Source organism: Paracoccus isoporae, from assembly GCF_900101865.1.
Lineage (GTDB): Bacteria > Pseudomonadota > Alphaproteobacteria > Rhodobacterales > Rhodobacteraceae > Paracoccus > Paracoccus isoporae.
The window spans coordinates 355355-375772 of the sequence record NZ_FNAH01000001.1 but is presented as its reverse complement, the minus strand read 5'-3'; the positions used below and the strand labels follow the sequence as shown (position 1 = coordinate 375772).

General features: G+C 66.9%; 20 protein-coding genes. 10 read left to right on the top strand and 10 right to left on the bottom strand.

Features of this window, described 5'->3' with window-relative positions; all coding sequences use genetic code 11:
• Positions 1–54 precede the first annotated feature (54 nt).
• The 4 genes from BLT73_RS01840 (at position 55) to pheT (ending at position 5150) form a co-directional block, all read left to right on the top strand.
• Positions 55–501, top strand: coding sequence for a DUF6173 family protein (locus BLT73_RS01840; protein ID WP_090520332.1), 447 nt, complete (start codon positions 55–57; stop codon positions 499–501).
• Positions 502–619: 118 nt separating this feature from the next.
• Positions 620–1099, top strand: coding sequence for a hypothetical protein (locus BLT73_RS01835; protein ID WP_090520329.1), 480 nt, complete (start codon positions 620–622; stop codon positions 1097–1099).
• A 187-nt stretch (positions 1100–1286) separates the two neighbouring features.
• Entirely contained in the window at positions 1287–2636 is a 1350-nt protein-coding gene (locus BLT73_RS01830; protein WP_090520327.1) for an alanine/glycine:cation symporter family protein, read from the top strand.
• A 108-nt stretch (positions 2637–2744) separates the two neighbouring features.
• Positions 2745–5150: a phenylalanine--tRNA ligase subunit beta gene (gene pheT, locus BLT73_RS01825; RefSeq protein WP_090520325.1), complete on the top strand. Its 2406-nt coding sequence runs from the start codon at positions 2745–2747 to the stop codon at positions 5148–5150.
• Between the two features lie 29 nt (positions 5151–5179).
• Here pheT and BLT73_RS01820 read toward each other — a convergent pair whose 3' ends face one another.
• From BLT73_RS01820 to BLT73_RS01805, 4 genes are read right to left on the bottom strand one after another with little or no spacing between them, the layout of a single operon-like run.
• Positions 5180–5803 (bottom strand): glycosyltransferase family 29 protein, encoded by a 624-nt coding sequence (locus BLT73_RS01820; protein ID WP_090520324.1) that lies wholly within the window; start codon positions 5801–5803, stop codon positions 5180–5182.
• Positions 5800–6840, bottom strand: coding sequence for a glycosyltransferase family 4 protein (locus tag BLT73_RS01815; protein ID WP_090520323.1), 1041 nt, complete (start codon positions 6838–6840; stop codon positions 5800–5802). The genes BLT73_RS01820 and BLT73_RS01815 overlap by 4 nt, the downstream gene beginning before the upstream one ends.
• Positions 6833–8020, bottom strand: coding sequence for an MFS transporter (locus BLT73_RS01810; RefSeq protein ID WP_090520321.1), 1188 nt, complete (start codon positions 8018–8020; stop codon positions 6833–6835). Before BLT73_RS01810 ends, BLT73_RS01815 begins: the two co-directional genes overlap by 8 nt.
• A complete protein-coding gene (locus BLT73_RS01805) occupies positions 8020–8667 on the bottom strand; it encodes a carbonic anhydrase (RefSeq protein WP_090520319.1) in 648 nt (215 codons plus the stop codon). The genes BLT73_RS01810 and BLT73_RS01805 overlap by 1 nt, the downstream gene beginning before the upstream one ends.
• Positions 8668–8809: 142 nt before the next feature.
• Here BLT73_RS01805 and BLT73_RS01800 point away from each other — a divergent pair, with 142 nt between their 5' ends.
• The 3 genes from BLT73_RS01800 (at position 8810) to BLT73_RS01790 (ending at position 11454) form a co-directional block, all read left to right on the top strand.
• Positions 8810–9178 carry a hypothetical protein gene (locus BLT73_RS01800; RefSeq protein WP_090520317.1) on the top strand — a complete coding sequence of 123 codons (369 nt, stop codon included), beginning with the start codon at positions 8810–8812 and terminating at the stop codon, positions 9176–9178.
• A 63-nt stretch (positions 9179–9241) separates the two neighbouring features.
• Positions 9242–10624, top strand: a complete 1383-nt coding sequence (locus BLT73_RS01795) for a leucyl aminopeptidase family protein (protein ID WP_090520314.1) — start codon at positions 9242–9244, stop codon at positions 10622–10624.
• Entirely contained in the window at positions 10621–11454 is an 834-nt protein-coding gene (locus BLT73_RS01790; protein WP_090520312.1) for a C40 family peptidase, read from the top strand. The genes BLT73_RS01795 and BLT73_RS01790 overlap by 4 nt, the downstream gene beginning before the upstream one ends.
• A 33-nt stretch (positions 11455–11487) precedes the next feature.
• Here BLT73_RS01790 and BLT73_RS01785 read toward each other — a convergent pair whose 3' ends face one another.
• From BLT73_RS01785 to rbfA, 4 genes are read right to left on the bottom strand one after another with little or no spacing between them, the layout of a single operon-like run.
• Positions 11488–11979: a GNAT family N-acetyltransferase gene (locus tag BLT73_RS01785; RefSeq protein WP_090520310.1), complete on the bottom strand. Its 492-nt coding sequence runs from the start codon at positions 11977–11979 to the stop codon at positions 11488–11490.
• Positions 11980–11987: 8 nt separating this feature from the next.
• Positions 11988–12881, bottom strand: a complete 894-nt coding sequence (truB, locus tag BLT73_RS01780) for a tRNA pseudouridine(55) synthase TruB (protein ID WP_090520927.1) — start codon at positions 12879–12881, stop codon at positions 11988–11990.
• A gap of 40 nt (positions 12882–12921) precedes the next feature.
• Entirely contained in the window at positions 12922–13677 is a 756-nt protein-coding gene (locus BLT73_RS01775) for a phosphodiester glycosidase family protein (protein ID WP_425438799.1), read from the bottom strand.
• On the bottom strand, positions 13667–14086 hold the full coding sequence (rbfA, locus tag BLT73_RS01770) for a 30S ribosome-binding factor RbfA (RefSeq protein WP_090520305.1): 420 nt from the start codon (positions 14084–14086) through the stop codon (positions 13667–13669). The genes BLT73_RS01775 and rbfA overlap by 11 nt, the downstream gene beginning before the upstream one ends.
• 73 nt (positions 14087–14159) lie before the next feature.
• Here rbfA and dapB point away from each other — a divergent pair, with 73 nt between their 5' ends.
• Positions 14160–14969: a 4-hydroxy-tetrahydrodipicolinate reductase gene (dapB, locus tag BLT73_RS01765; protein ID WP_090520303.1), complete on the top strand. Its 810-nt coding sequence runs from the start codon at positions 14160–14162 to the stop codon at positions 14967–14969.
• 248 nt (positions 14970–15217) lie between these two features.
• Here dapB and BLT73_RS01760 read toward each other — a convergent pair whose 3' ends face one another.
• Both BLT73_RS01760 and BLT73_RS01755 read right to left on the bottom strand, forming a co-directional pair.
• Positions 15218–15970, bottom strand: a complete 753-nt coding sequence (locus BLT73_RS01760) for a metallophosphoesterase family protein (protein WP_090520301.1) — start codon at positions 15968–15970, stop codon at positions 15218–15220.
• A complete protein-coding gene (locus tag BLT73_RS01755; RefSeq protein WP_090520298.1) occupies positions 15970–16923 on the bottom strand; it encodes a diacylglycerol/lipid kinase family protein in 954 nt (317 codons plus the stop codon). The genes BLT73_RS01760 and BLT73_RS01755 overlap by 1 nt, the downstream gene beginning before the upstream one ends.
• Before the next feature lie 112 nt (positions 16924–17035).
• On the opposite strand from BLT73_RS01755, the gene BLT73_RS01750 reads away from it, so the two are divergent.
• Both BLT73_RS01750 and BLT73_RS01745 read left to right on the top strand, forming a co-directional pair.
• Positions 17036–20089: a valine--tRNA ligase gene (locus tag BLT73_RS01750; protein WP_090520297.1), complete on the top strand. Its 3054-nt coding sequence runs from the start codon at positions 17036–17038 to the stop codon at positions 20087–20089.
• Positions 20089–20415 (top strand): DnaJ family domain-containing protein, encoded by a 327-nt coding sequence (locus BLT73_RS01745; protein WP_176804843.1) that lies wholly within the window; start codon positions 20089–20091, stop codon positions 20413–20415. The genes BLT73_RS01750 and BLT73_RS01745 overlap by 1 nt, the downstream gene beginning before the upstream one ends.
• Positions 20416–20418: the final 3 nt, after the last annotated feature.

The window sequence follows — 20418 nt, the reverse complement described above, 5'->3', positions numbered from 1 at the left end:
GCGTGGCAGGCGGAAGCAGGACAAATCCAGTATATCGAAGGCATGGCAGGTGGCATGGGCCGAAAATCGAGTAAATCCGAAAAGCAGAACGCCAAGGGCAAGACGGCAAAGCCCGAACAGTCGGAAAAGGAGGCCGCGCCGCCCGCCCTCGCACCGGTGGCCGAGGGCCATGTGGTCTGCGACGAGGCGGATCAGGCCGTCATGCAGGCTGCAAAGCAGGTCTATGACCACCTCATCGCGCGGGTGAAGGCGTTCCAGGAATCGCTGCCGGAGAAATACGAGCTTGGCATACAACTGGCGAATTTCGGCGGTGAACGCGCGGTGCATGTGCGCGGCATGGGCTATCGCAACCCGAATATCATCGAGTTCTATGGCCTGCTGGAGGGACAGACCCAGGTCGCCGTGGTCCAGCACGTCTCGCAGCTTAATTTCATGCTGGTGGCCGTGCCGCCCGTCGCAGAGCAGGAGCCTTATCGTATCGGTTTCGGAGCCGATATCTGACGCCGACACCCTTGGGCGCGTGACCGACCCGAGGCCCGCGCGAGGATGACAAGCCGCCTCGTGCTGACTATTCTCCAACCCGCCGGAGATGCCGCCATATGTCAGTCAGAGGGTTCAGATGACCAACACCACCACGCTCACCGCCTATGCGACGGCATTTCTTGCTTCGATGAGCCTGTTCGGGTTGGTCGATGCCGTGCATGCACAGGACGGAACGGCCAGCACCACGGTCTCGCAAGCTTTCCTGTTGCCGGTGCTTGGCATCGCGGCGGCTACGTTTCTGGCCGTGACGCTGATGGCGCTGTCGCGCGGGCATCTGCGCCGACCGCATCGCTGGAATGACGAGCAGACCGAGCGACGGGTACTGGAATTCGGCCTGGCCGTGTCCTGCTATTTCGGGCTGCTGGCACTGGTCGGCTATCTGCTGGCGCTGCTGTCGCCGGGTTGGATGGACGGCGCGGCCCCGGTGATGGCGCGCAACTGGGCGTGGTTCCTGGCCATCCCATGCCTGGTGCTGGGCGGGCTGGCCAGGCGCAACAAGCCGGCATGGCTGGGCGCCGGTGCGGTCTTCGCCACGCTGGCGCTGTTCACTGGCTGAGTCTGGACCGGTCCTGAAATCACCGCCGCACGGGTCCATGTTTCGAGGCCCGGCGAACCGGCCTTCGGCGTGACCTGCGCCGGGAAATCCGCCCCGCGCTGCTGATGCGGGCGGGCTCATCTTTGCGTCACCCTCGACAAAGCCGTCCTCCCGCGCTTATCAATTGCGCAAAGAAGGAGGGAAAGTGTTGGAAACTATAAATAATTTCGTGTCCGGGCTGAACGGGATCGTCTGGGGCGTACCGATGATCGTGCTGATCCTGGGCACCGGGCTGTTCCTGCAGCTTCGGCTGGGATTCATGCCAATCCGAAAGATCGGTTACGGCTTCCGCATGATCGGGAAAAGCCGCAGGCCGGACGATGCGGCGGACGGGGAAATCACCCCGTTCGCGGCGCTGATGACGGCGCTGTCGGCCACGATCGGGACCGGGAACATCGCCGGCGTCGCCACGGCCATCGCGCTTGGCGGGCCGGGCGCGGTGTTCTGGATGTGGATGACCGCGTTCGTCGGCATGGCCACGAAATATGCCGAGGTGGTCGTCGCGGTGAAATACCGCGAGGTTGATGACCAGGGCGAACATGCCGGTGGCCCGATGTATGCGATCAAGAACGGGCTCGGCAAGGGCTGGGGCTGGCTGGCGGTGGCCTTCGCCGTGTTCGGCGGGCTGGCCGGGTTCGGGATCGGCAACATGGTGCAGTCGAACTCGATCTCCGAGGCGATGGGCACCGCGTTCGGCCTGCCGACCTGGGTGAGCGGCGTGGTGCTGGCGGTGCTGACCGGCGCGGTGATCCTGGGCGGGATCAGGCGGATCGGCGCGGTCGCCGAAAAGCTGATCCCGGCCATGGCGGTCATCTATGTGATCGCGGTGGGCATCATCCTGCTGCTGAACCTGACGGCGCTTCCGGGGGCGCTGATGACGATCATCACCTCGGCCTTCTCGCCGACATCGGCGGTTGGCGGCTTCGCGGGCGCGGCGGTGATGCACGGCATCCGCTTCGGCGTGGCGCGCGGCATCTTCTCGAACGAGGCGGGTCTCGGCACCGCCGGTATCGCGCAGGCGGCCGGTGCGACCCGCGATCCGGTCTATTCGGGCATGATCGGCATGATGGGCACCTTCATCGACACGATCATCATCTGCACGATGACCGCGCTCGCCATCATGGTCACCGGTGTCTGGACGACCGGCGAATCCGGCGCGGCGCTGTCGGCCGCGGCGTTCGAGGCGGCGCTGCCGGGCTTCGGCTCGGAGCTTCTGGCGCTGTTGCTTTCGGTATTCGCGTTCACCACCATCCTCGGCTGGGCCTTCTATGGCGAGAAATGCTGGGAGTTCCTGTTCGGCGCCAAGGCCGAGTTGCCGTTCCGGGTGCTCTGGACCGTCTCGGTCTTCGTCGGCACGGTGGTGACGCTGGACTTCGCCTGGCTGGTGGCGGACACGCTGAACGCGCTGATGGCGATTCCGAACCTGATTTCGCTGATCGCGCTGTCGCCGGTCGTGGTCATGCTGACCCGCGAATATCTGGACCGGAACGACCGCTGAGCCGCATTTGCCGCAAGCGCGGGGTTGACGCCCCGGCCTGCGGATTGTTGAAGGCATGAAACCGACGCTCGCCCCGACGGGGCGAGCGCCTCTCATTCAAGGTGCGCCATGAAATTCACCCTGTCCTGGCTGAAAGACCATCTGGAGACCGATGCCTCGGTGGAGGAGATCGGGCGGGTTCTGACCGATCTGGGGCTGGAGATCGAGGAGATCGTCGATCCCGCCGCGCGGCTGTCGGGCTTTACGATTGCCAAGGTCATCGCGGCCGAACAGCATCCCGATGCAGACCGGCTGCGGGTGCTGCTGGTCGAGACGGATGAGGGCGAGAAACAGATCGTCTGCGGCGCGCCGAACGCCAAGACCGGCTTGATCGGGGTTCTGGCCAAGCCGGGCGATTACGTGCCAGGCATCGACACCACGCTGAGCGTCGGCAAGATCCGCGGCGTCGAGAGCCATGGCATGATGGCGTCCGAACGCGAGCTGGAACTCTCGGACGAACATGACGGCATCATCGAACTCCCCTCGGGCGAGGTCGGGCAGCGTTTCACCGATTGGCTGGCGGAACATGCCCCCGACAAGATCGATCCAATTTTCGACATCGCCATCACGCCCAACCGCCCCGACGCGCTCGGCGTGCGCGGCATTGCCCGCGACCTGGCGGCGCGCGGGCTGGGCACACTGAAACCGCTTGCCGAGGCGAATATCGAGGGCAGCTTTGCCAGCCCGGTCAATGTCAGCATCGACCCGGCGATCGCGGCCAAGGCGCCCTATTTCACCGGCCGCGTGGTGCGGGGCGTCACGAACGGCCCCTCGCCGGACTGGATGCAGAAGCGCCTGCGTGCCATCGGCTTGCGGCCGATCAACTCGCTGGTCGATATCACCAATTATTTCACCCACGACCTGAACCGGCCGCTGCATGTGTTCGACATTGCCAAGATGCCGGGCGATCTGCATCTGCGCGCCGCACGGCACGGGGAGAAACTGCTGGCGCTGGATGACAGGGAATACCGACTGCCCGAGGGGGCGGTGGTGATCTGCGACGAAACTGGACTGGAATCCATCGCAGGCGTGATGGGTGGTGCAGCCACCGGCGCGGATGAGACGACGACCGACGTGTTCATCGAGGCGGCGTATTTCGACCCGATCAGCACCGCCGCCACCGGACGCGCGCTGAAGATCAACTCCGACGCGCGGTATCGGTTCGAGCGCGGCGTGGACCCGGACTTCACCCTTCCCGGCCTCAACCTGGCCACGCAGATGGTGATGGATCTCTGCGGCGGCGAAGCCTCCGGGCCGGTCATTGCCGGAGAGGCGCCCGATCATGCCCGCGCCTATCGGCTGGATACCGGGCGCGTCGTCAGCCTGGTCGGCATGGAGATCGACGAGACCGTGCAGCGCCAGACGCTGGAGGCGTTGGGCTTTCGCATGGACGGTGACATGGCCCATGTCCCGAGCTGGCGCCCCGATGTGCAGGGCGAGGCCGACCTGATCGAAGAGGTCGCGCGCGTGGCCAGCCTGACCCGGCTGGTCGGCAGGCCGATGCCGCGCCCGCAAGCGGGTGTGCCCCAGCCGGTGCTGACCCCGCTGCAGCGGCGCGAGCGTGCGGCGCGGCGCATGGCGGCCGGGCTTGGATACAACGAATGCGTCACCTACAGCTTCATCGACGCGAAGGCGGCGGCGCTGTTCGGCGGCGGCGATGACGCTGTGCGGCTGGAAAACCCGATCAGCTCCGAAATGACGCATCTGCGGCCGGATCTGCTGCCCGGTCTTCTGGCGGCGGCGGCGCGCAATCAGGCGCGCGGCTTTGGTGATCTGGCGCTGTTTGAATGCGGCCCGGTTTTCTCGGGCGGTGAACCGGGGGAGCAGGCGTTGCAGCTCAGCGGTTTGCTTGTTGGCTCGACCGCGCCGCGCGACGCCTATGGCTCGCGCCGATCCGTGGACATCTATTACGCCAAGGCAGATGCCGAAGCCATCCTGTCGGAGATAGGTGCCCCGGCGAAGTTCCAGATCGACCGCAAGCTTGATGGCTGGTGGCATCCTGGCCGGTCGGGCAATATCCAGCTTGGGCCGAACCGGTTGGCAAGCTTTGGCGAGGTTCATCCGAAGATCCTGCGCGAAATGGATGTGAAGGGCCCGGCGGTCGCCTTCACCATCCATATCCCGAATATCCCGCTGCCGAAATCCCGCACCACCACGCGCCCCGCGCTCGACGCCTCGGCATTGCAGTCGGTCGAACGCGATTTCGCCTTTGTCGTCGATCACGATGTCGAGGCGCTGAAGCTGGTCAATGCAGCGGCCGGTGCCGATAAGGCGCTGATCGACAGCGTGCGGGTGTTCGACCAGTTCGCGGGCGAGAAGGCCGAGGCGCAGATGGGTCCGGGCAAGAAATCCGTGGCGATCACGGCCAGGCTGCAACCGCGCGACAAGACCCTGACCGATGCCGAGATCGAAGCGGTTTCTGCAAAGATCGTGGAGAAGGTTGCGAAGGCGACGGGCGGCGTGTTGCGAAGCTGACGGCTGGCGAGACGACACCGCCGGAGCGGTCAGCCGGGCGGGTGCAGCTTGAGCCGCGGATCGCGCTGACGCAGGCGGTTCACCCAGTCGGCCTCTCCGGTGAAATCATGCGGCACCTGCTCGGCCGACCGACTGCCCGACAGCGATTTCGAGGCGAAGAAGTCGAAGCCGTAGAGATCCAGCCGCGCCAGCTCGGAGCGCAGCAGCAGCTCGATCAGCATCGCCCCCGTCGTGGGTTGCGCGCCAAGCGTGTCGCGCAGCGCGTCGTAATCAGCGCGCGGGTGAAGATAGAACCCGTCCGTATGCGCGCTGCGATGATCGAGCCGCTTGCGCTTATGCGACATCCACAGGATGCGCGCGGGGTCGATCCGTGCCCGTTCGGAGCGGGGCAGGCGGGTCGCCAGACCCAGCCAGTCGGTCCGGCGGCCATGGCTCTCCGGGGATGGCATGGGCGCGAGGTTGATCCGCACCACCCGGTCATGGTCGTCGATCTCCGCCCCCTGCGTGCCGCCTGACAGAGCGCGGGCATTGCCTACAAGCGCGACCGACTTGCCGCGAAGTGTCCCGAGAAGCTCGTCCCGCGGGACCGACAGGCTCGAGAGCATGTCGTCATTGCCCATCAGCCTGGCAATATAAAAGCGCAGCGGAGTCACGACAGCAGCCTGCGATAGACGTCGACGATGGCCCGCGCCTCGCCTTCGATGGCATGGTTCTCGGTGACATGCCGCCGGGCCGCCAGCCCCGCCGCCTGCCGCCCTGCTTCGTCCTCCAGCCAGTGCCGCAATGCCGCGGTCAGCGCATCCAGATCGTCCGCCGGAACCAGGCTGCCGGTCACGCCGTCCCGGATCAGCGTCTCGTAAGCCCCGACACGGGCGGCCACGGTGGGCACCCCGCAGGCCATCGCCTCCAGCGGGGTCAGGCCGAACCCTTCCCACCTGGCAGGCGCTGCAAACAGGTCAAGCGCCTGGTAATGCCGGACCACCTCGTCCCAGGGCAATTCGCCCAGAAAGCTGATCCTGTCCCGCAATCCGGCGGCCTCTGCCTCGGCCAGCAGCGCCTCCGCGAATGCTTCGTTCTCCTTGGTGATCCGGCCGGTGAAGATCAGTCGCGCTTTGGGATGATCCGGGAACAGCCGCAGCGCCGCACGGACCAGAAGATCCACGCCCTTCTGCGCCCGGACGCGCCCGAAACAGCCGATCAGTACCGCATCGGGATCGAGGCCGAGTTCGCGGCGCAGCGCCGATCTGTCCTCCGCCGGCCGGAAGATCCCGGTATCGACGCCGTGCAGGATCACCGTCGCCTCGCGCTCCAGATAGGAGGCCGCCTGGGGCGAGGTGGCGATCAGCGCGTCCTGCTGACGGATCAGCCAGCGTGTGAAGCCGGTATGATGACGCTGCGCGGCCGAGGTGAACAGCAGCCGATAGCGCCGCCGCAGCAGGCGCCGGAAGATCAGCCCGAGCGCCATCTCCGTATTGCGCCGTGCATGCCAAACCCGCCAACGTGAGCGGGGCAGGCTTGCAGCTCGGGACAGCGAAATATGCGGCAGATCGCCGGGCAGTCCCGGCCCTGTCGCCACGATGCCGATCATCTTCGATTGAACCGGGAGCAGCCGCACCACCGTCGCCGTCACGCCGGACAGGCGGCGCTTGAGGTTCGGGGCGACGACCTCGATCTGGCTCGGCTCAGTCATGCGGTGCCTCCTGCGTCCGGACATAAAGGAACAGCCCGACCACCAGCGGAATGGTAAAGAACAGGAACAGCGTTGAATAGGCCGCAGCCGGATCGCCGCCCTCCGACGCCCAGCGATAGACCGGGCGGGAGGCGAATTGCAGCGCGCCGGTTCCGCCGATGGAGAACATGTTCAGGAAGGTGACACCGCGCCCCACCAGATGGTTGGGCAGAAAGGCGCGGCCATGCGCGATCAGCAGCACATAGGACGCGCCGGAGAACCCGACCAGCGTCAGCAGTGCGATGGACAGCACGATACTGTTGGCGGTGAACAGCCACAGGGCTGCGATGACGACGATGGTGCCGGTGGTCCCGATCAGGATCGTGCGGCGCACCGACCCCACAATCCGGGTGATCGGCCCGGCGATGGAATTGCCGGCGATCATGGCGAGGCCCATCAGCAGCGTCGCTATGCCGATCATGTCACCGCTGGCGCCGAACACCTCCTCCAGATAAGGGCCGGCCCACAGCCCGCGAATGGCGGCGGAGGCCGCGTAGTTCACCGAAAACAGCGGCAGGATGAACCAAAGCGCGCGCAGCCGCAGGATATCGGCAAGCCGGCCGATGGGGTGGCGGTGATCGAGCTTCGCGGGATCGCGGACGACCATGTATTCCGCCACCGCCACGCCGAGTGTCACGGCCATCATCACCCACATCGCCGCGCGCCACCCGATGGCCTGCGCAAAGGCTTCGAGCGGTGCCGCCGAAAGAATATTGCCGAGCGCACCCACGGCCACGAACATCCCGGCCAGCGTGCCGAACTCGCGCGGCGAATACTCCCGCGCGAAGATGAAATAGGCTGCCATCAGCGCCGGAGAGCAGCCGATGCCGATCAGCGCCATCGACAGATGCAGATGCCACGCGCTCTGCGCCATCGCAAACACCGCCGCCCCCGCCGCAGCAACCAGCATCAGCCCCGCCGCGGTCCGCCGCGGACCGAACCGGTCGAGCCAGCCGCCGACGGGGATCTGCATGGCCGCGAAGGCGAAGAACCAGACACCGGATGAGACCGCCAGATCGCCGGGGCCCGCGCCCAGCTCCTGCCGCAGAACCGGGCTCAGCACCGCCATGAAGGCACGGTAGAACTGGCTGAGCGTATAGCCCAGAACCAGCACCCAGATCCCGGCGGTAAAGCGTTTCATCACACGGGCTGGAATTTTCCGTTGCTGCCATCGAGCTGGAACAGCGTGCCGTCCCCGATGTCATGGATCAGGCCATGCAGGGTCAGCCGCCCCGCCTCGACCGCCTCGCGCACGAAGGGAAAGCCCATCAGGTTCTCCAGCGAGATCATCACCGCCTCGCGCTCCAGTGCGGGCACCTGTTCGGGCGCGGGCAGATCCGCCACCCGGTCATAGCCGGGGCGCAAGATGTCCATCCAGCGACCCACGAAGCTCGAATCCTCCTCCAGATCCGGCGCCTGGCCCGAGCACATGGCGTGACACCCGGCCACGCCGCCGCACTTGGTGTGGCCCATGATGATGAGATGGGACACTTTGAGCGCATTCACGGCATATTCCACCGCCGCCGACGTGCCGTGCTGCTTGCCGTCCGGCGTATAGGGCGGGACGAGATTGGCGATGTTGCGGTGAATGAAGAACTCGCCCGTATCCGCCCCGAAGATCGATGTCACATGCACCCGCGAATCGCAGCAGGAAATCACCATCGCGCGCGGCCGCTGCCCGTCTTCGGCAAGGCGCGTATACCACGCCTGGTTCTCGGCGAAGGTGGTAGCGCGCCAGCCGGTGTAGCGGCTGACGAGATACTGCGGCAATAGCTTGGCGTTTTGCATCGGGCATCCCTCTGGTGTCGGCTCCCTGATAGGACGGGACCGGCCATAATTCGAGCAATTTTTGATCCGCCGTTTAAGGATTTGATAACTCTCGCGTGCCAGATTGCCGCTGCGTGTGGGGACACGAGTGTGGAGTGATGTGATGGGTGAACTGGCAGCCCTCGGCATGGCCGAGCGGGTGCGCGTCGATACCGGACGTGTGCAGAATATCGTGGATGAGCTGGGCGAGATCGCGGCGAAGGGTCTGATCCAGATGGCGCTGGAACAGATGGCGCTGGCGGTGCGGACGTTGCAGCGCGTGGCGCGCGAAGGCGACAGCGCGCGCACGGTGGCAAAGGCGCGGCGCCTGTCGCGTCTGGCCTGCCAGGTGGGTCTGGTTTCGCTGTCGCGGGTGGCTGATGATGTGGCGCATTGTGCCGATCGTCAGGACGCGGTCGCGCTGGACGCGACGCTGGCCCGCACGGTCAGGGTCGCCAACCGCTCCCTGTCGGAGATCTGGGACGGCGTCTGACATCGCCTTGCGGGTCATGCGCCGTGGTGACATTCTGCCGGCCGACACAGCGCCGGGGACGCCATGACCGCAGAATTCGCAGCCTCAGATGCCGATGCCAAGCCACTCTGGCTGGTGCGGGACGAATTGCCGGGTGCGCTTGATGGCGCGGCGCGCGGCTGGGCCGAGGCGTGCGGGTTCGACGGATCTGCAGGCCAGCTTTGCCTGCTGTCGGACGGCTCGGGCGGTCTCGCCGGGGCGCTGTTCGGCATGGGCAAGCCGGATGGCAAGGCCGGGCGAGAGCGCTTCTTCCTCGCCAAGGCCGCCGTGGCCCTGCCCGAAGGCGCATGGCGCATCGAGACATGGCCGGACGGCGTCGACCGCAGCGAGGCGGCGCTCGCCTGGCTGCTCGCGCAATATGCGTTCGGCCGGTACCGCAAGGCCGACGGCGCGAAGGCGCGGCTGGTGCCGCCCGAGGGGGTGGATGCCCCACGGCTGATCGCCATGGCCGAGGCGGAGTTCCTGACCCGCGACCTCATCAACACTCCGGCCAGCGACATGGGGCCGGACGCGCTCGAAGAGGCGGCGCGGGCCCTGGCGGGGCGGCATGGCTTCGCGGTGGAGGTGATCGCGGGCGACGATCTGCTGGACCGGAATTTCCCGATGATCCACGCGGTGGGCCGGGCCTCTGCGCAGGCACCCAGGCTGATCGAGCTGCGCCGGGGCGAGTCGGGGCCGGCGCTCACGCTGGTGGGCAAGGGGGTCTGTTTCGATACGGGCGGGCTGGACATCAAACCTGCCGCTGGCATGAAGCTGATGAAAAAGGATATGGGCGGCGCGGCAACCGTGCTCGGGCTTGCGCAGATGCTGGTCGCGACCGGGGCGGCGGAGGGGATGCGCCTGCGGGTGCTGATCCCCGCCGTCGAGAATGCGATCAGCGGCGCGGCCTTCCGGCCCGGCGATATCCTGACAAGCCGCAAAGGGCTGACGGTCGAGGTCAACAACACCGATGCAGAGGGCCGGTTGGTTCTGGCCGACGCGATGGCCTATGGAGCAGAGGCGGAGCCGGACTGGCTCGTGACCATGGCGACGCTGACCGGCGCGGCGCGCGTGGCGCTCGGTCCCGATCTGCCGCCTTTCTACTGCGATGACGATGCCGCGGCCGCGGCCATCCAGGCGGCCGGGCTGGCGCAATGTGACCCGGTCTGGCGGATGCCGTTCTGGGCGCCCTATGAGGCGATGATCGAGCCCGGCATCGCGGATCTCGACAACGCCCCCGCTGGCGGCATGGCGGGATCGGTGACGGCCGCGCTGTTCCTGCGCCGATTCGCGGCAGGCGCGGCGCATTACGCGCATTTCGACATTTACGGCTGGCAGCCATCGGCCGCGCCGGGGCGGACGCAGGGCGGTGTCCAGCAGGGCGCGCGGGCGCTGCTCGCTGCCTTGCCGGAGCTGCTCGCGCGATGAGCGACCGGCGCATCACCCCGGCCACGGATCGGGTGGCGCTGTCCTCGCTGCGTGGCACGCTCGACCGGCCCGCCTTCACCGATGGCACCCCGGCGCGCATCACTGCGCCGCTGGCCGAGTTGCTTGTGGCGCCGGGCGGCGCGCGGGACCGGCAACTGAATTTCGGTGCCGATGTGACGGTGATCGAGCGGCGCGGGGGCTGGGCCTTCGTGCAGGCCGCACGGGACGGCTATTGCGGCTGGATCGAAGAGACGGCGCTGTCGGCCCAACGCCCCGCCATCACGCATCGCGTCAGCGTGCCGGCCACGCATCTCTATCCCGCGCCCGACATGAAACAGCGCGAGTCCGGGGCATTGTCACTGAATGCCCGGCTGTCGGTGGTCGAGATGCGCGATGGATTTGCGCGGCTGGGGACTGGCGGCTGGGTGCCGCAGCAAGCCATCTCTGACGAATTCGCGACCGATCCGGTCGCGCTGGCGGAATCGCTCATCGGCACGCCCTATCTGTGGGGCGGAAATTCGCGCGGCGGGATCGATTGCTCCGGGCTGATGCAGGCGGCGCTGCATGGCTGCGGGATCGCCTGTCCCGGCGACGCGGATCTGCAGGAGGCGGCGTTCCAGCCGGTGGAGGAGGCGCTGCGCGGCGACCTGCTGTTCTGGCCGGGTCACGTGGCCATGGCCTGCGGTGACGGGCGGATGATCCACGCAACCGCCTGGCAGATGCGGGTGATCCACGAGGAGATCGGCCAGGCCATCGCGCGGATCGACGCGGCGGGTCACGGCCCCTATCGCGGGGCCAGGCGTGCCGGGGATGGATCGGTCGCATTCTGAGATGCTGGCGGTGGGGTGCCAGCTTTCGGCAAATCAGCCGAATGCGGAATGGAAGGCGACCTCTCCCGCCGGCACATCGCCACCAAAGGGCAGCGCCACGAAATAGTCCGGCGGCATGTTCGGCAGGACCAGACCCGGCTGGGGCCGAAAGCCGAAGCGCTGATAATATCGCGGATCGCCGAGCAGGACGCATCCCTTTCGACCGGCGGCGCGCATTCTGTTCAACCCCTCGCGGATCAGGGCAGAGCCGATGCCGGCGCGCTGCCGTTCCGGCGCGACAGAGACGGGGCCGAGGCCGATCCAGCCACGATCCTCGCCGTCGATCGTGACGGGTGAAAACGCGACATGGCCGACGATCCTGCCCTGCGTGACCGCGACGAGCGAAAGCAGCAGCGCATCCGCATCCCGCAGTCGAGCGATGATCGCCGCCTCGGTGCCGCTGCTGTGTTCGGCCTGTGCAAAGGCCGTGGTCGTCAGCGTGGCGATATCCGCCGCATCGCCGGGGCGTTCGGGACGTATCTGCATCGCCGCGCTCACAGGTTGAACACGCGGTCCGGCTGCACCTCGCCGCCCAGATAGCGGCCGATGCAGATGGCGCGGCCCGTGTGGCTGACCCAGACCATTTCGCCATATTGCGCCATTCCCAGCACCTGGCCGGGATTGCCGTTGCGAATGCGTAGCGCACCCTGTTCGGTCGCCTGCATCTCCGGCAGGCCGGTCAGGGCCGAGTGGATCGGCAGCAGGCGGGATTCGAGCGCCGCCTGGCTGCCCCGGTCGATCAGGTCGAAGGGCACGGCGTCGGTGGCATCGAACGGGCCGGACCACACCCGCCGCAGGCGCGCGACATGGCCGAGGCAGCCCAGCTCGCGCCCCAGATCGCGGGCAATGGCGCGGACATAGCCGCCCTTGCCGCAGACCATGTGCAGATCGGCATCATCGGCGCGCGCCTCGATCAGCGACAATTCGTCGACATAGAGCGGCCTCGCCGCCAGTTCCGGCGCGGCGCCGTCACGGGCGAGGTCGTAAGCGCGCTCTCCGCTGACCTTCACGGCCGAGAATGCCGGCGGCACCTGCATGATGTCGCCGGTAAAGCCGGGCAGAGCCTTGCGGATCGCCGCAGGATCGGGTCGGCTGTCGGCGCGGCGCAGCACCTCGCCCGTGGCGTCGTCAGTCGCGGTCTCTGCCCCCCAGGTGACGGTGAAATCATAGGCTTTCAGCGCCTCGGTCAGCAGCGGCACGGTCTTGGTCGCCTCGCCGAGCGCGATGGCCAGCACTCCCGTCGCGTCGGGATCCAGCGTGCCCGCATGGCCCGCCTTCTTCGCATCCAGCGCCCATCTGACCTTGCCCACCACATCGGTGGAGCCAATGCCCGCGGGTTTGTCGACGATCAGCCAGCCGGAAATCGCGCGGCCCTTCTTGCGTGCCATCATGTCCCTCGCTCAGAAGGCTGCGCGGATAGCGCCCGTCTCAGCCGCCGTCAACCAGCCCGATGATCGGGCCCATCGGCCAGCCGAAATCCGAGCGGTTCAGCGATGGCGCGTGGAGGCGTGAGATCGAGCCGTCGAAATAAAGCGCGTTCCGCGCCCCCAGCCCGTCGCGATAGAACCTGCCGAATTCGTGGAATGTCACAGGCCGGTCGGAAATCGCGAACCACGCGGTGTCGCCTTCTGCCGACACGCCCACGCCGTTCCGGATATAGCGGCTGTCGGAATCGACCAGGAAGCGGGGATGCAATTCGCCCTCGATCACCAGCATCGGGCCGGATTGCGTGGCCAGGCGACATTGTGGCTGCGCCGCGGCAAACGCCCCGGTTTCATAGACCCGGAACGGGCTGGCGCCGCCTGCGCAGAACACCCCGTTCGGCAACAACCCGAAATTTCCGCCGCCCCCGCCCGTGACCAGCCGGCCGCGCAGGTCATCGCCGGATTTATACAGCCCCACCGGCTCGTAATCGCGGTGGAACATCCCGGCATTCATCGCGAAGACCAGTGATTGCCCGTCGGGCAATGCGCTGCGCAGGCTGCTGAACCCGCCCAGCTTGCGGCCCCTGGCGTCGTCGATCCACAGACCGAGACGCGGCTCCTCCGCCGCCGAAACCGTGCAGACCGAATAGCCCTGACCGGCATGGGTGATCCGGCTGCACTCGGCGCCGCGCGCGGGCAGGCTCAGGGCCAGGACCGCGCCTGCCAGCATGCCCAGCCGGCTGACCGCCCTAGTCCAGATCGTCGTCATCCAGCCCCGACTCGACATCACGGCGCACACGCTCATCGGCGAAGATGCGGCGCGTGTCGTCCATGCGATCGTAGGTTTCGTCCAACTGGAACCGCAGTTCGGGCGCGTATTTCAGGTTCAGACCCTTGGCGACCAGATGGCGCAGTTCGCGGGAATTGCGGCGCAGCGCGTCAAGGGCGACGTCGGCCTCGTTCCCGCCAAGCGGCATCACGAAGGCGGTCGCAACCTTCAGGTCCGGCGAAGCGCGCACCTCGCCCACGGTGATCGAATGCCGGTTCAGATCGGGATCATGCACCTCCGCCCGCAGCAGCAATTCGGACAGGCGGTGGCGGATCAGCTCGCCCACGCGAAGCTGGCGCTGCGAGGGGCCGGGGCCGGTATGGAAGCGGTTCTGTGCCATGCCCGCAGATGTAGGGGGTTGGGCCGCGCCCCGCAATGGACTAAGCGAAACGGGAGAGCTGTAGGAGGCAGAGATGGAAAAGCCGGGCATCGTCATCACGGGCGTCTCGGGACGCATGGGCCAGATGCTGGTGCGCGTGGTCAGCGCATCGGACGAGGTCCGGCTGGTCGGCGCGATCGAGCGGCCGGGCAGCGACTGGCTGGGCCGGGATCTGGGCGAGGCGATGGGCGGTCAGGCCAGCGGTGTGCTGGTCAGCGACGACGCGGTGACGGCTGTTGCGCGGGCGCAGGCGGTGATCGACTTCACCACGCCGGAGGCCACGGTCGCGTTTGCCGAACTGGCCGCGCAGGCCCGCGCGGTGCATGTGATCGGCACGACCGGGCTGTCGCCGGAAGATCTGGGCGCAATCTCGCGCGCCGCACGCCACGCGCCGATCATCCGGGCAGGGAATATGAGCCTTGGGGTCAACCTGCTGATGGGGCTGACCCGCAAGGTCGCCGCGGCACTTGGCGAGGATTGGGATATCGAGGTGGTCGAGGCGCATCACCGTCACAAGGTCGATGCCCCCTCCGGCACCGCGCTGATGCTGGGCGAGGCCGCGGCCGTGGGGCGCGGCGCCAGCCTCGATGCGCTGCGCAGCCCCGCGCGCGAAGGGATGACGGGCGAGCGGCAGCCGGGCAGCATCGGCTTTTCCGCCATTCGCGGAGGCGATGTGGTGGGCGAGCACGACGTGATTTTCGCGGGGCAGGGAGAGCGGCTGGTGCTGCGCCATCTGGCGACCGACCGGGCGATCTTTGCCCGCGGCGCGCTGCGCGCGGCGATCTGGGGGCAGGATCAGGGGCCGGGCGAGTACGACATGATGGATGTGCTGGGGCTGGGTTGATCCGAAAGTCCGGTGTAGTTCCGGGTCGGACATCGCCGCGCCTTGGAGCGGTCAACCGGCCCGGGACAAGGTGCGCAACACCGCCGGGCCAGCGTCCGACCACCCGCGAGGGCGGACGCTTCGTCACCCATCCGCGCTGAACAGCCTTTCTGAGGGGATGCACCATAAAGCGCATCGTGGAAATGCAGGCAGTGTCAGCCCGCGGTCGGATGCTGGCCCTCTGTTGGGCGAGGCATCCAGTCGGAGGCTCAACGTTTTTTGGGCAGTTGGATCGGCGGTTGGGCAATGAACCCCGCCCCGTCTGACGCGGCGATCATCCGGGTAAGGGTGAAAACATCGCCCTCTATGTCCAGCAAGGCGAATTCGTTCGGCGGATCCTCGGGGCGGTCGCACAGCACCGATCCGGCGTGGATCTGGGTCATGCCCGATACAGACCCTGCGATGTTGAACTGATGCAGATGCCCGGTCAGCACCAGCGATACACCGGCGGCGTCATAGGCGGCGCGCGCAGCCTCGGCGTTCAGCATCAGCTCCTTCGTCTCGCCGGGAAGCAGGCTGATCGGGTGATGCTGCACCACCATGACCGGCCCGCTGCGCGACAGGTGGCGCACCCGGTCGATCTGGCGCTGCGTGATACGCCCGTTGCGCCAGCGATAGGGAAAGGTCGAGTTCACGCCGATGATCTTCAGCCCCGGCAGTTCCAGCAGCGGCTCGCGCGGGCCCTGCACGGCGCGCTGATAGGCGCGGAAAGGCGAGAGCAGCCGTCCTGGCAGATCCAGCAGGGGAATGTCGTGATTGCCCGGCACGCAGAGCCATGGCACGCCGGTCCGGTCGAGCAGCGCCTGCGCCTCCGCGAACAACCCGCGCCGCGCTCTCTGCACCAGATCACCGGCGATGACGAGATTGTCGGGTCTTGCCGTGGCGATGGCATCCAGCAGCGGCTGGACCAGATGCGCGCGATGCATCCCGATATGCAGATCGGCCAAGAGGGCGAGTCGCATCACGCCGGATCTCCCTCGGCGGCCGGGTTGGCCGCGCGGGCGGGCACGAGAACGCGAAGCGCATCCTTGCGGATGCTCAGTTTCAGCGGCGCGGGGACGCGCGAGCGTTCGCCGTCATGGGCGACATGGCGCGTCGGCCGGTCCGTGTCGATGATGAAGTGATCCGATACGATCAGCTCGAAATCCTCGCCGCGCGACATCCGCCCCAATGCCAGCCGCAGCGCCGCGCCGACGAGCGGCAGGGCCCGCTCTGCCTTGGCGATGAAGAGCGGCAGCCGGTCGCGCCGCACCTCGTCGGCCGCTTCCAGCCCGAAGCTTTCCAACTGGGTCTCGCTTTGGGCCACGAAGGCCAGGGCGGTGCGGAAGCGGCGCTCCTCGCCATCCACCGTGGCGGTCAGCAGCAGCGGGTGACGCAGATCCATCAGGCTGCGCAGCGTGGCCCAATAGGCGAGCACGCGTCTGCGGCCCCAGCGCTTGTAGAAGTTTTCCCGCCGTTCAAGGATCTCGGGATAGGCGCCGAGGCTGATATTGTTCAGGAACACCTTGCCGTTCATATCCCCGACCGAGACCCGCTCGACCCGCGCATTCAACAGCGTCTCGATGGCCTCGTCCGGGGTTTCGCCCACATTCAGATCGCGTGCGAAGTAATTGAACGTGCCGCCCGGGATGACGCCCATCACCGCCGGCAGCTCTGCATCGGCCAGGGCCTGGGCCACTGCCGCCTGCGTGCCGTCGCCGCCTGCCGCGATGATCAGGTCGTGATCGGTGTTCAGGTCGGTCGCCAGGCGGATCAGATCCTGCCCCTTTTCGACCCGGACTGCACGAAAGCTGGCGCAGCGCGGCGCGAGGCGGTCCTGGAGCTGCTGCCCCAGCCCGTCGCCGTTGCCGCGGCCGGATTTCAGGTTCAGGATCGCGGCGACGCGGGCGCGGGCGAGGTCGAATGTCTCGGTCATCTGGGTCCGGCTGAATGCTCGCGGGCCAACACGCTCGCCACGGCATCGGTTCCCGGTCTTGGCCTTGCCGCGCGAACGGGCTAGGACAACCGGCAAAGATCAGGGGATCACGATGAGCATGGACAAGACATTCGATGCCGCCAGTGCCGAGGCCCGCATCAGCGCCGAATGGGACAGGATCAACGCCTTCGCCGCCGGTGCCAATGCCAAGCCGGGGGCAGAGACGTTCTCGGTGCTGATGCCGCCCCCCAACGTGACCGGCAGCCTTCATATCGGTCACGCGCTCGACAATACGCTGCCCGACATCCTTGTCCGCTGGCACCGGATGCGCGGCTTCGACGTGCTGTGGCAGCCGGGGCAGGACCATGCCGGGATCGCCACGCAGATGGTCGTCGAACGCCGGATGGCCGAACGGCAGGAGCCGGGCCGGCGTGAAATCGGTCGCGACGCCTTCGTCGAGAAGGTCTGGCAGTGGAAGCAGGAATCCGGCGACACGATCGTCAACCAGCTTCGCCGGCTGGGGACATCCTGTGACTGGTCGCGCAATGCCTTCACCATGTCCGGCGCACCGGGCGCGCCAGAGGGGCAGGGCGGGAATTTCCACGATGCCGTGCTGCGCGTGTTCGTCGATCTCTACAACAAGGCCATCATCTATCGCGGCAAGCGGCTGGTGAACTGGGATCCGCATTTCGAGACCGCGATTTCGGATCTGGAGGTCGAGAACCGCGAGGTTCCCGGCCATATGTGGCATTTCAAGTATCCGCTCGCCGGTGGCGAGACCTATGAATATGTCGAGCGCGACGCAGACGGCAATATCACCCTGCGCGAGACCCGCGACTATATCTCCATCGCCACGACCCGGCCCGAGACGATGCTGGGCGATGGTGCGGTGGCCGTGCACCCTGACGATGCGCGCTATGCCCCCATTGTCGGCAAGCTCTGCGAAATCCCGGTCGGGCCGAAGGAACATCGCCGCCTGATCCCGATCATCACCGACGACTACCCCGACCCGGATTTCGGCTCGGGCGCGGTGAAGATCACCGGGGCGCATGATTTCAACGATTACGGCGTCGCGACCCGCAACAACATCCCGCTTTATGCACTGATGGACACCAAGGGCGCGATGCGTGAAGACGGGTTGTCATATGCGGAGAGCGCCGCAATTGCCAGCCGCGCCGCGCAAGGCGAGGATGTGGGCGATGTATCCAATGTGAACCTCGTTCCCGATCATCTGCGCGGGCTGGATCGGTTCGAGGCCCGCACGCAGGTGATCGCGGACATCACCGGGGAAGGCCTCGCCGTCACCGATGCCGAGGGCGCGCCGGTCGTCGAGAACAAGAAGATCATGCAGCCCTTCGGCGACCGCTCCGGCGTGGTGATCGAGCCGATGCTGACCAATCAGTGGTTCGTCGATACGGCGCGGATCGTCGGCCCGGCGCTCGACGCCGTGCGCGATGGCCGGACCCAGATCCTGCCCGATCAGCATCGCAAGGTCTATGAACACTGGCTGGAGAATATCGAGCCCTGGACGATCTCGCGCCAGCTCTGGTGGGGGCACCAGATCCCGGTCTGGTACGGGCTGGATCTGGAGAGCCGCGGCTTCACCGATGATGAAGGCGACGGTGCGCTCGATGAGGTCGAGCTGTTCGCGCTGCTGTCCGACGGGCTCGTGCAACGGGGTGATTACCATCACGCAGCGGCCAGTTTCGACGAGGTGGCAGAACGCTTCCGCGACGACATCGCCGGGCTGCCGCAGCCGCTGGAGATCGCCCGCGTGATCGAGGTGGCCGATCGCGACGCGGCGATCGAGGCGTTCAGCCGCGGTCTGGCGGATTACAACCTCTCGCAGGATCCCACCAAGCTGGTCTACCCGGTCTGGCGCGACCCTGATGTGCTGGACACATGGTTCTCCTCCGGCCTCTGGCCCATCGGCACGCTCGGCTGGCCGGACGCCACGGCGGAGATGCGGAAATATTTCCCGACCGACGTGCTCGTGACCGGGTTCGACATAATTTTCTTCTGGGTTGCCCGGATGATGATGATGCAGCTTGAGGTGGTGGGCGACGTGCCCTTCCACACCGTCTATGTCCACGGGTTGGTGCGCGACGAAAAAGGCGCGAAGATGTCCAAATCCAAGGGCAATGTCATCGATCCGCTGACGCTGGTGGACGAATACGGTGCGGACGCGCTGCGCTTTACCCTGACCAGCATGGCGGCGATGGGGCGTGACCCGAAGCTGGGGCCCAAGCATGTCGAGGCCAACCGGAATTTCGTCACCAAGATCTGGAACGCCACCCGCTTTGCCGAGATGAACGGGGTGCGCGGCGGCGGCGACCGCCCCAACCCGCGTCACACCGTCAATCGCTGGATCATCGGTGAGGTGGCGCGGGCCACCGCCGCCACCGATGAGGCCTTGCAGGGGTTCCGGTTCAACGAGGCGGCCTCCGGGCTTTACGCCTTCGTCTGGGGCAAGGTCTGCGACTGGTATGTCGAATTCGCCAAGCCGCTTTTCGACAGCGAGCACGCCGAGGAGACGCGCGCCACGATGGGCTGGGTGCTCGATCAGTGCTATACGCTGCTGCATCCGATCATGCCCTTCGTGACCGAGGAGCTGTGGTCGCTGACCGGCGATCGGGACAGCATGCTGATCCATGCCGACTGGCCCGAATTCGGCCGCGACGTGATCGACGAGGATGCCGACCGGCAGATGAACTGGGTCATCCAGCTTATCGAGAATATCCGCTCGGCCCGCGCGCAGATGGGGGTTCCCGCTGGCGCGCGGCTCGACCTCATCGTGACCGAGGCGGATGCGCCGGCCCGCGCGGCCCTTGCCGCCAACGCGCCGCTGATCGAGCGGCTGGCGCGGGTCAACCCGCCGCAGGAGGGCAAAGGCGGCAATGGCATGCTCGCGGTGTCGGCTGGAGGGGCGTCCTTCGCGCTGCCGATTGGTGACGTGATCGACGTGGCGGCCGAGACGGCGCGGCTGGAAAAGAACGCGGCCAAGACCAGCAAGGATGCGGACGGGTTGCGCAAGCGGCTCGACAACCCCAGATTTGTCGAGAACGCCGATTTCGAGGTGATCGAGGAAACCCGCCAGAAGCTTGCCGATCTGGACCAGGACCTGGCCCGGATCCATGCCGCTCTGGCCCAGTTGAAAGCCATGTAGTGCACTGGTTTGAACGCATCGCCCAACGCCGGATCGACGAAGCCGAGGCCAGGGGCGAATTGCGCGGGCTGGCCGGAGAGGGCAGGCCCTTGGACCGGGCGAGGCTGCGCGAAAAGTCCGATGACGTGATGCATCGGATCATGGCGGATACCGGCTTCCTGCCGGAGGAGTTCCGCCTGCGCAAGGAGGTCGAGGCCAAGCGCGCGGTGCTCGAGCAGATCGAGGACGAGGCGGAGCGTGACGCGCTGCGGCGTCATATCGCGCTGCTCGAACTGCGCGCCAATATCGCCACCGACGCCCGCCGCTCGGCCGCGCGAAGCGGCTAGGCG

Bases quoted from the DNA above. Each gene is read 5' to 3' on its own strand.
- BLT73_RS01790 (WP_090520312.1), top strand. From the start codon at position 10,621: ATGAGCGACCGGCGCATCACCCCGGCCACGGATCGGGTGGCGCTGTCC.
- BLT73_RS01815 (WP_090520323.1), bottom strand. From the start codon at position 6,840: ATGACTGAGCCGAGCCAGATCGAGGTCGTCGCCCCGAACCTCAAGCGC.
- BLT73_RS01800 (WP_090520317.1), top strand. From the start codon at position 8,810: ATGGGTGAACTGGCAGCCCTCGGCATGGCCGAGCGGGTGCGCGTCGAT.
- BLT73_RS01795 (WP_090520314.1), top strand. From the start codon at position 9,242: ATGACCGCAGAATTCGCAGCCTCAGATGCCGATGCCAAGCCACTCTGG.
- rbfA (WP_090520305.1), bottom strand. From the start codon at position 14,086: ATGGCACAGAACCGCTTCCATACCGGCCCCGGCCCCTCGCAGCGCCAG.
- BLT73_RS01835 (WP_090520329.1), top strand. From the start codon at position 620: ATGACCAACACCACCACGCTCACCGCCTATGCGACGGCATTTCTTGCT.
- pheT (WP_090520325.1), top strand. From the start codon at position 2,745: ATGAAATTCACCCTGTCCTGGCTGAAAGACCATCTGGAGACCGATGCC.
- BLT73_RS01840 (WP_090520332.1), top strand. From the start codon at position 55: ATGGGCCGAAAATCGAGTAAATCCGAAAAGCAGAACGCCAAGGGCAAG.
- truB (WP_090520927.1), bottom strand. From the start codon at position 12,881: ATGGCACGCAAGAAGGGCCGCGCGATTTCCGGCTGGCTGATCGTCGAC.
- BLT73_RS01805 (WP_090520319.1), bottom strand. From the start codon at position 8,667: ATGCAAAACGCCAAGCTATTGCCGCAGTATCTCGTCAGCCGCTACACC.
- dapB (WP_090520303.1), top strand. From the start codon at position 14,160: ATGGAAAAGCCGGGCATCGTCATCACGGGCGTCTCGGGACGCATGGGC.
- BLT73_RS01760 (WP_090520301.1), bottom strand. From the start codon at position 15,970: ATGCGACTCGCCCTCTTGGCCGATCTGCATATCGGGATGCATCGCGCG.
- BLT73_RS01755 (WP_090520298.1), bottom strand. From the start codon at position 16,923: ATGACCGAGACATTCGACCTCGCCCGCGCCCGCGTCGCCGCGATCCTG.
- BLT73_RS01810 (WP_090520321.1), bottom strand. From the start codon at position 8,020: ATGAAACGCTTTACCGCCGGGATCTGGGTGCTGGTTCTGGGCTATACG.
- BLT73_RS01785 (WP_090520310.1), bottom strand. From the start codon at position 11,979: ATGCAGATACGTCCCGAACGCCCCGGCGATGCGGCGGATATCGCCACG.
- BLT73_RS01750 (WP_090520297.1), top strand. From the start codon at position 17,036: ATGAGCATGGACAAGACATTCGATGCCGCCAGTGCCGAGGCCCGCATC.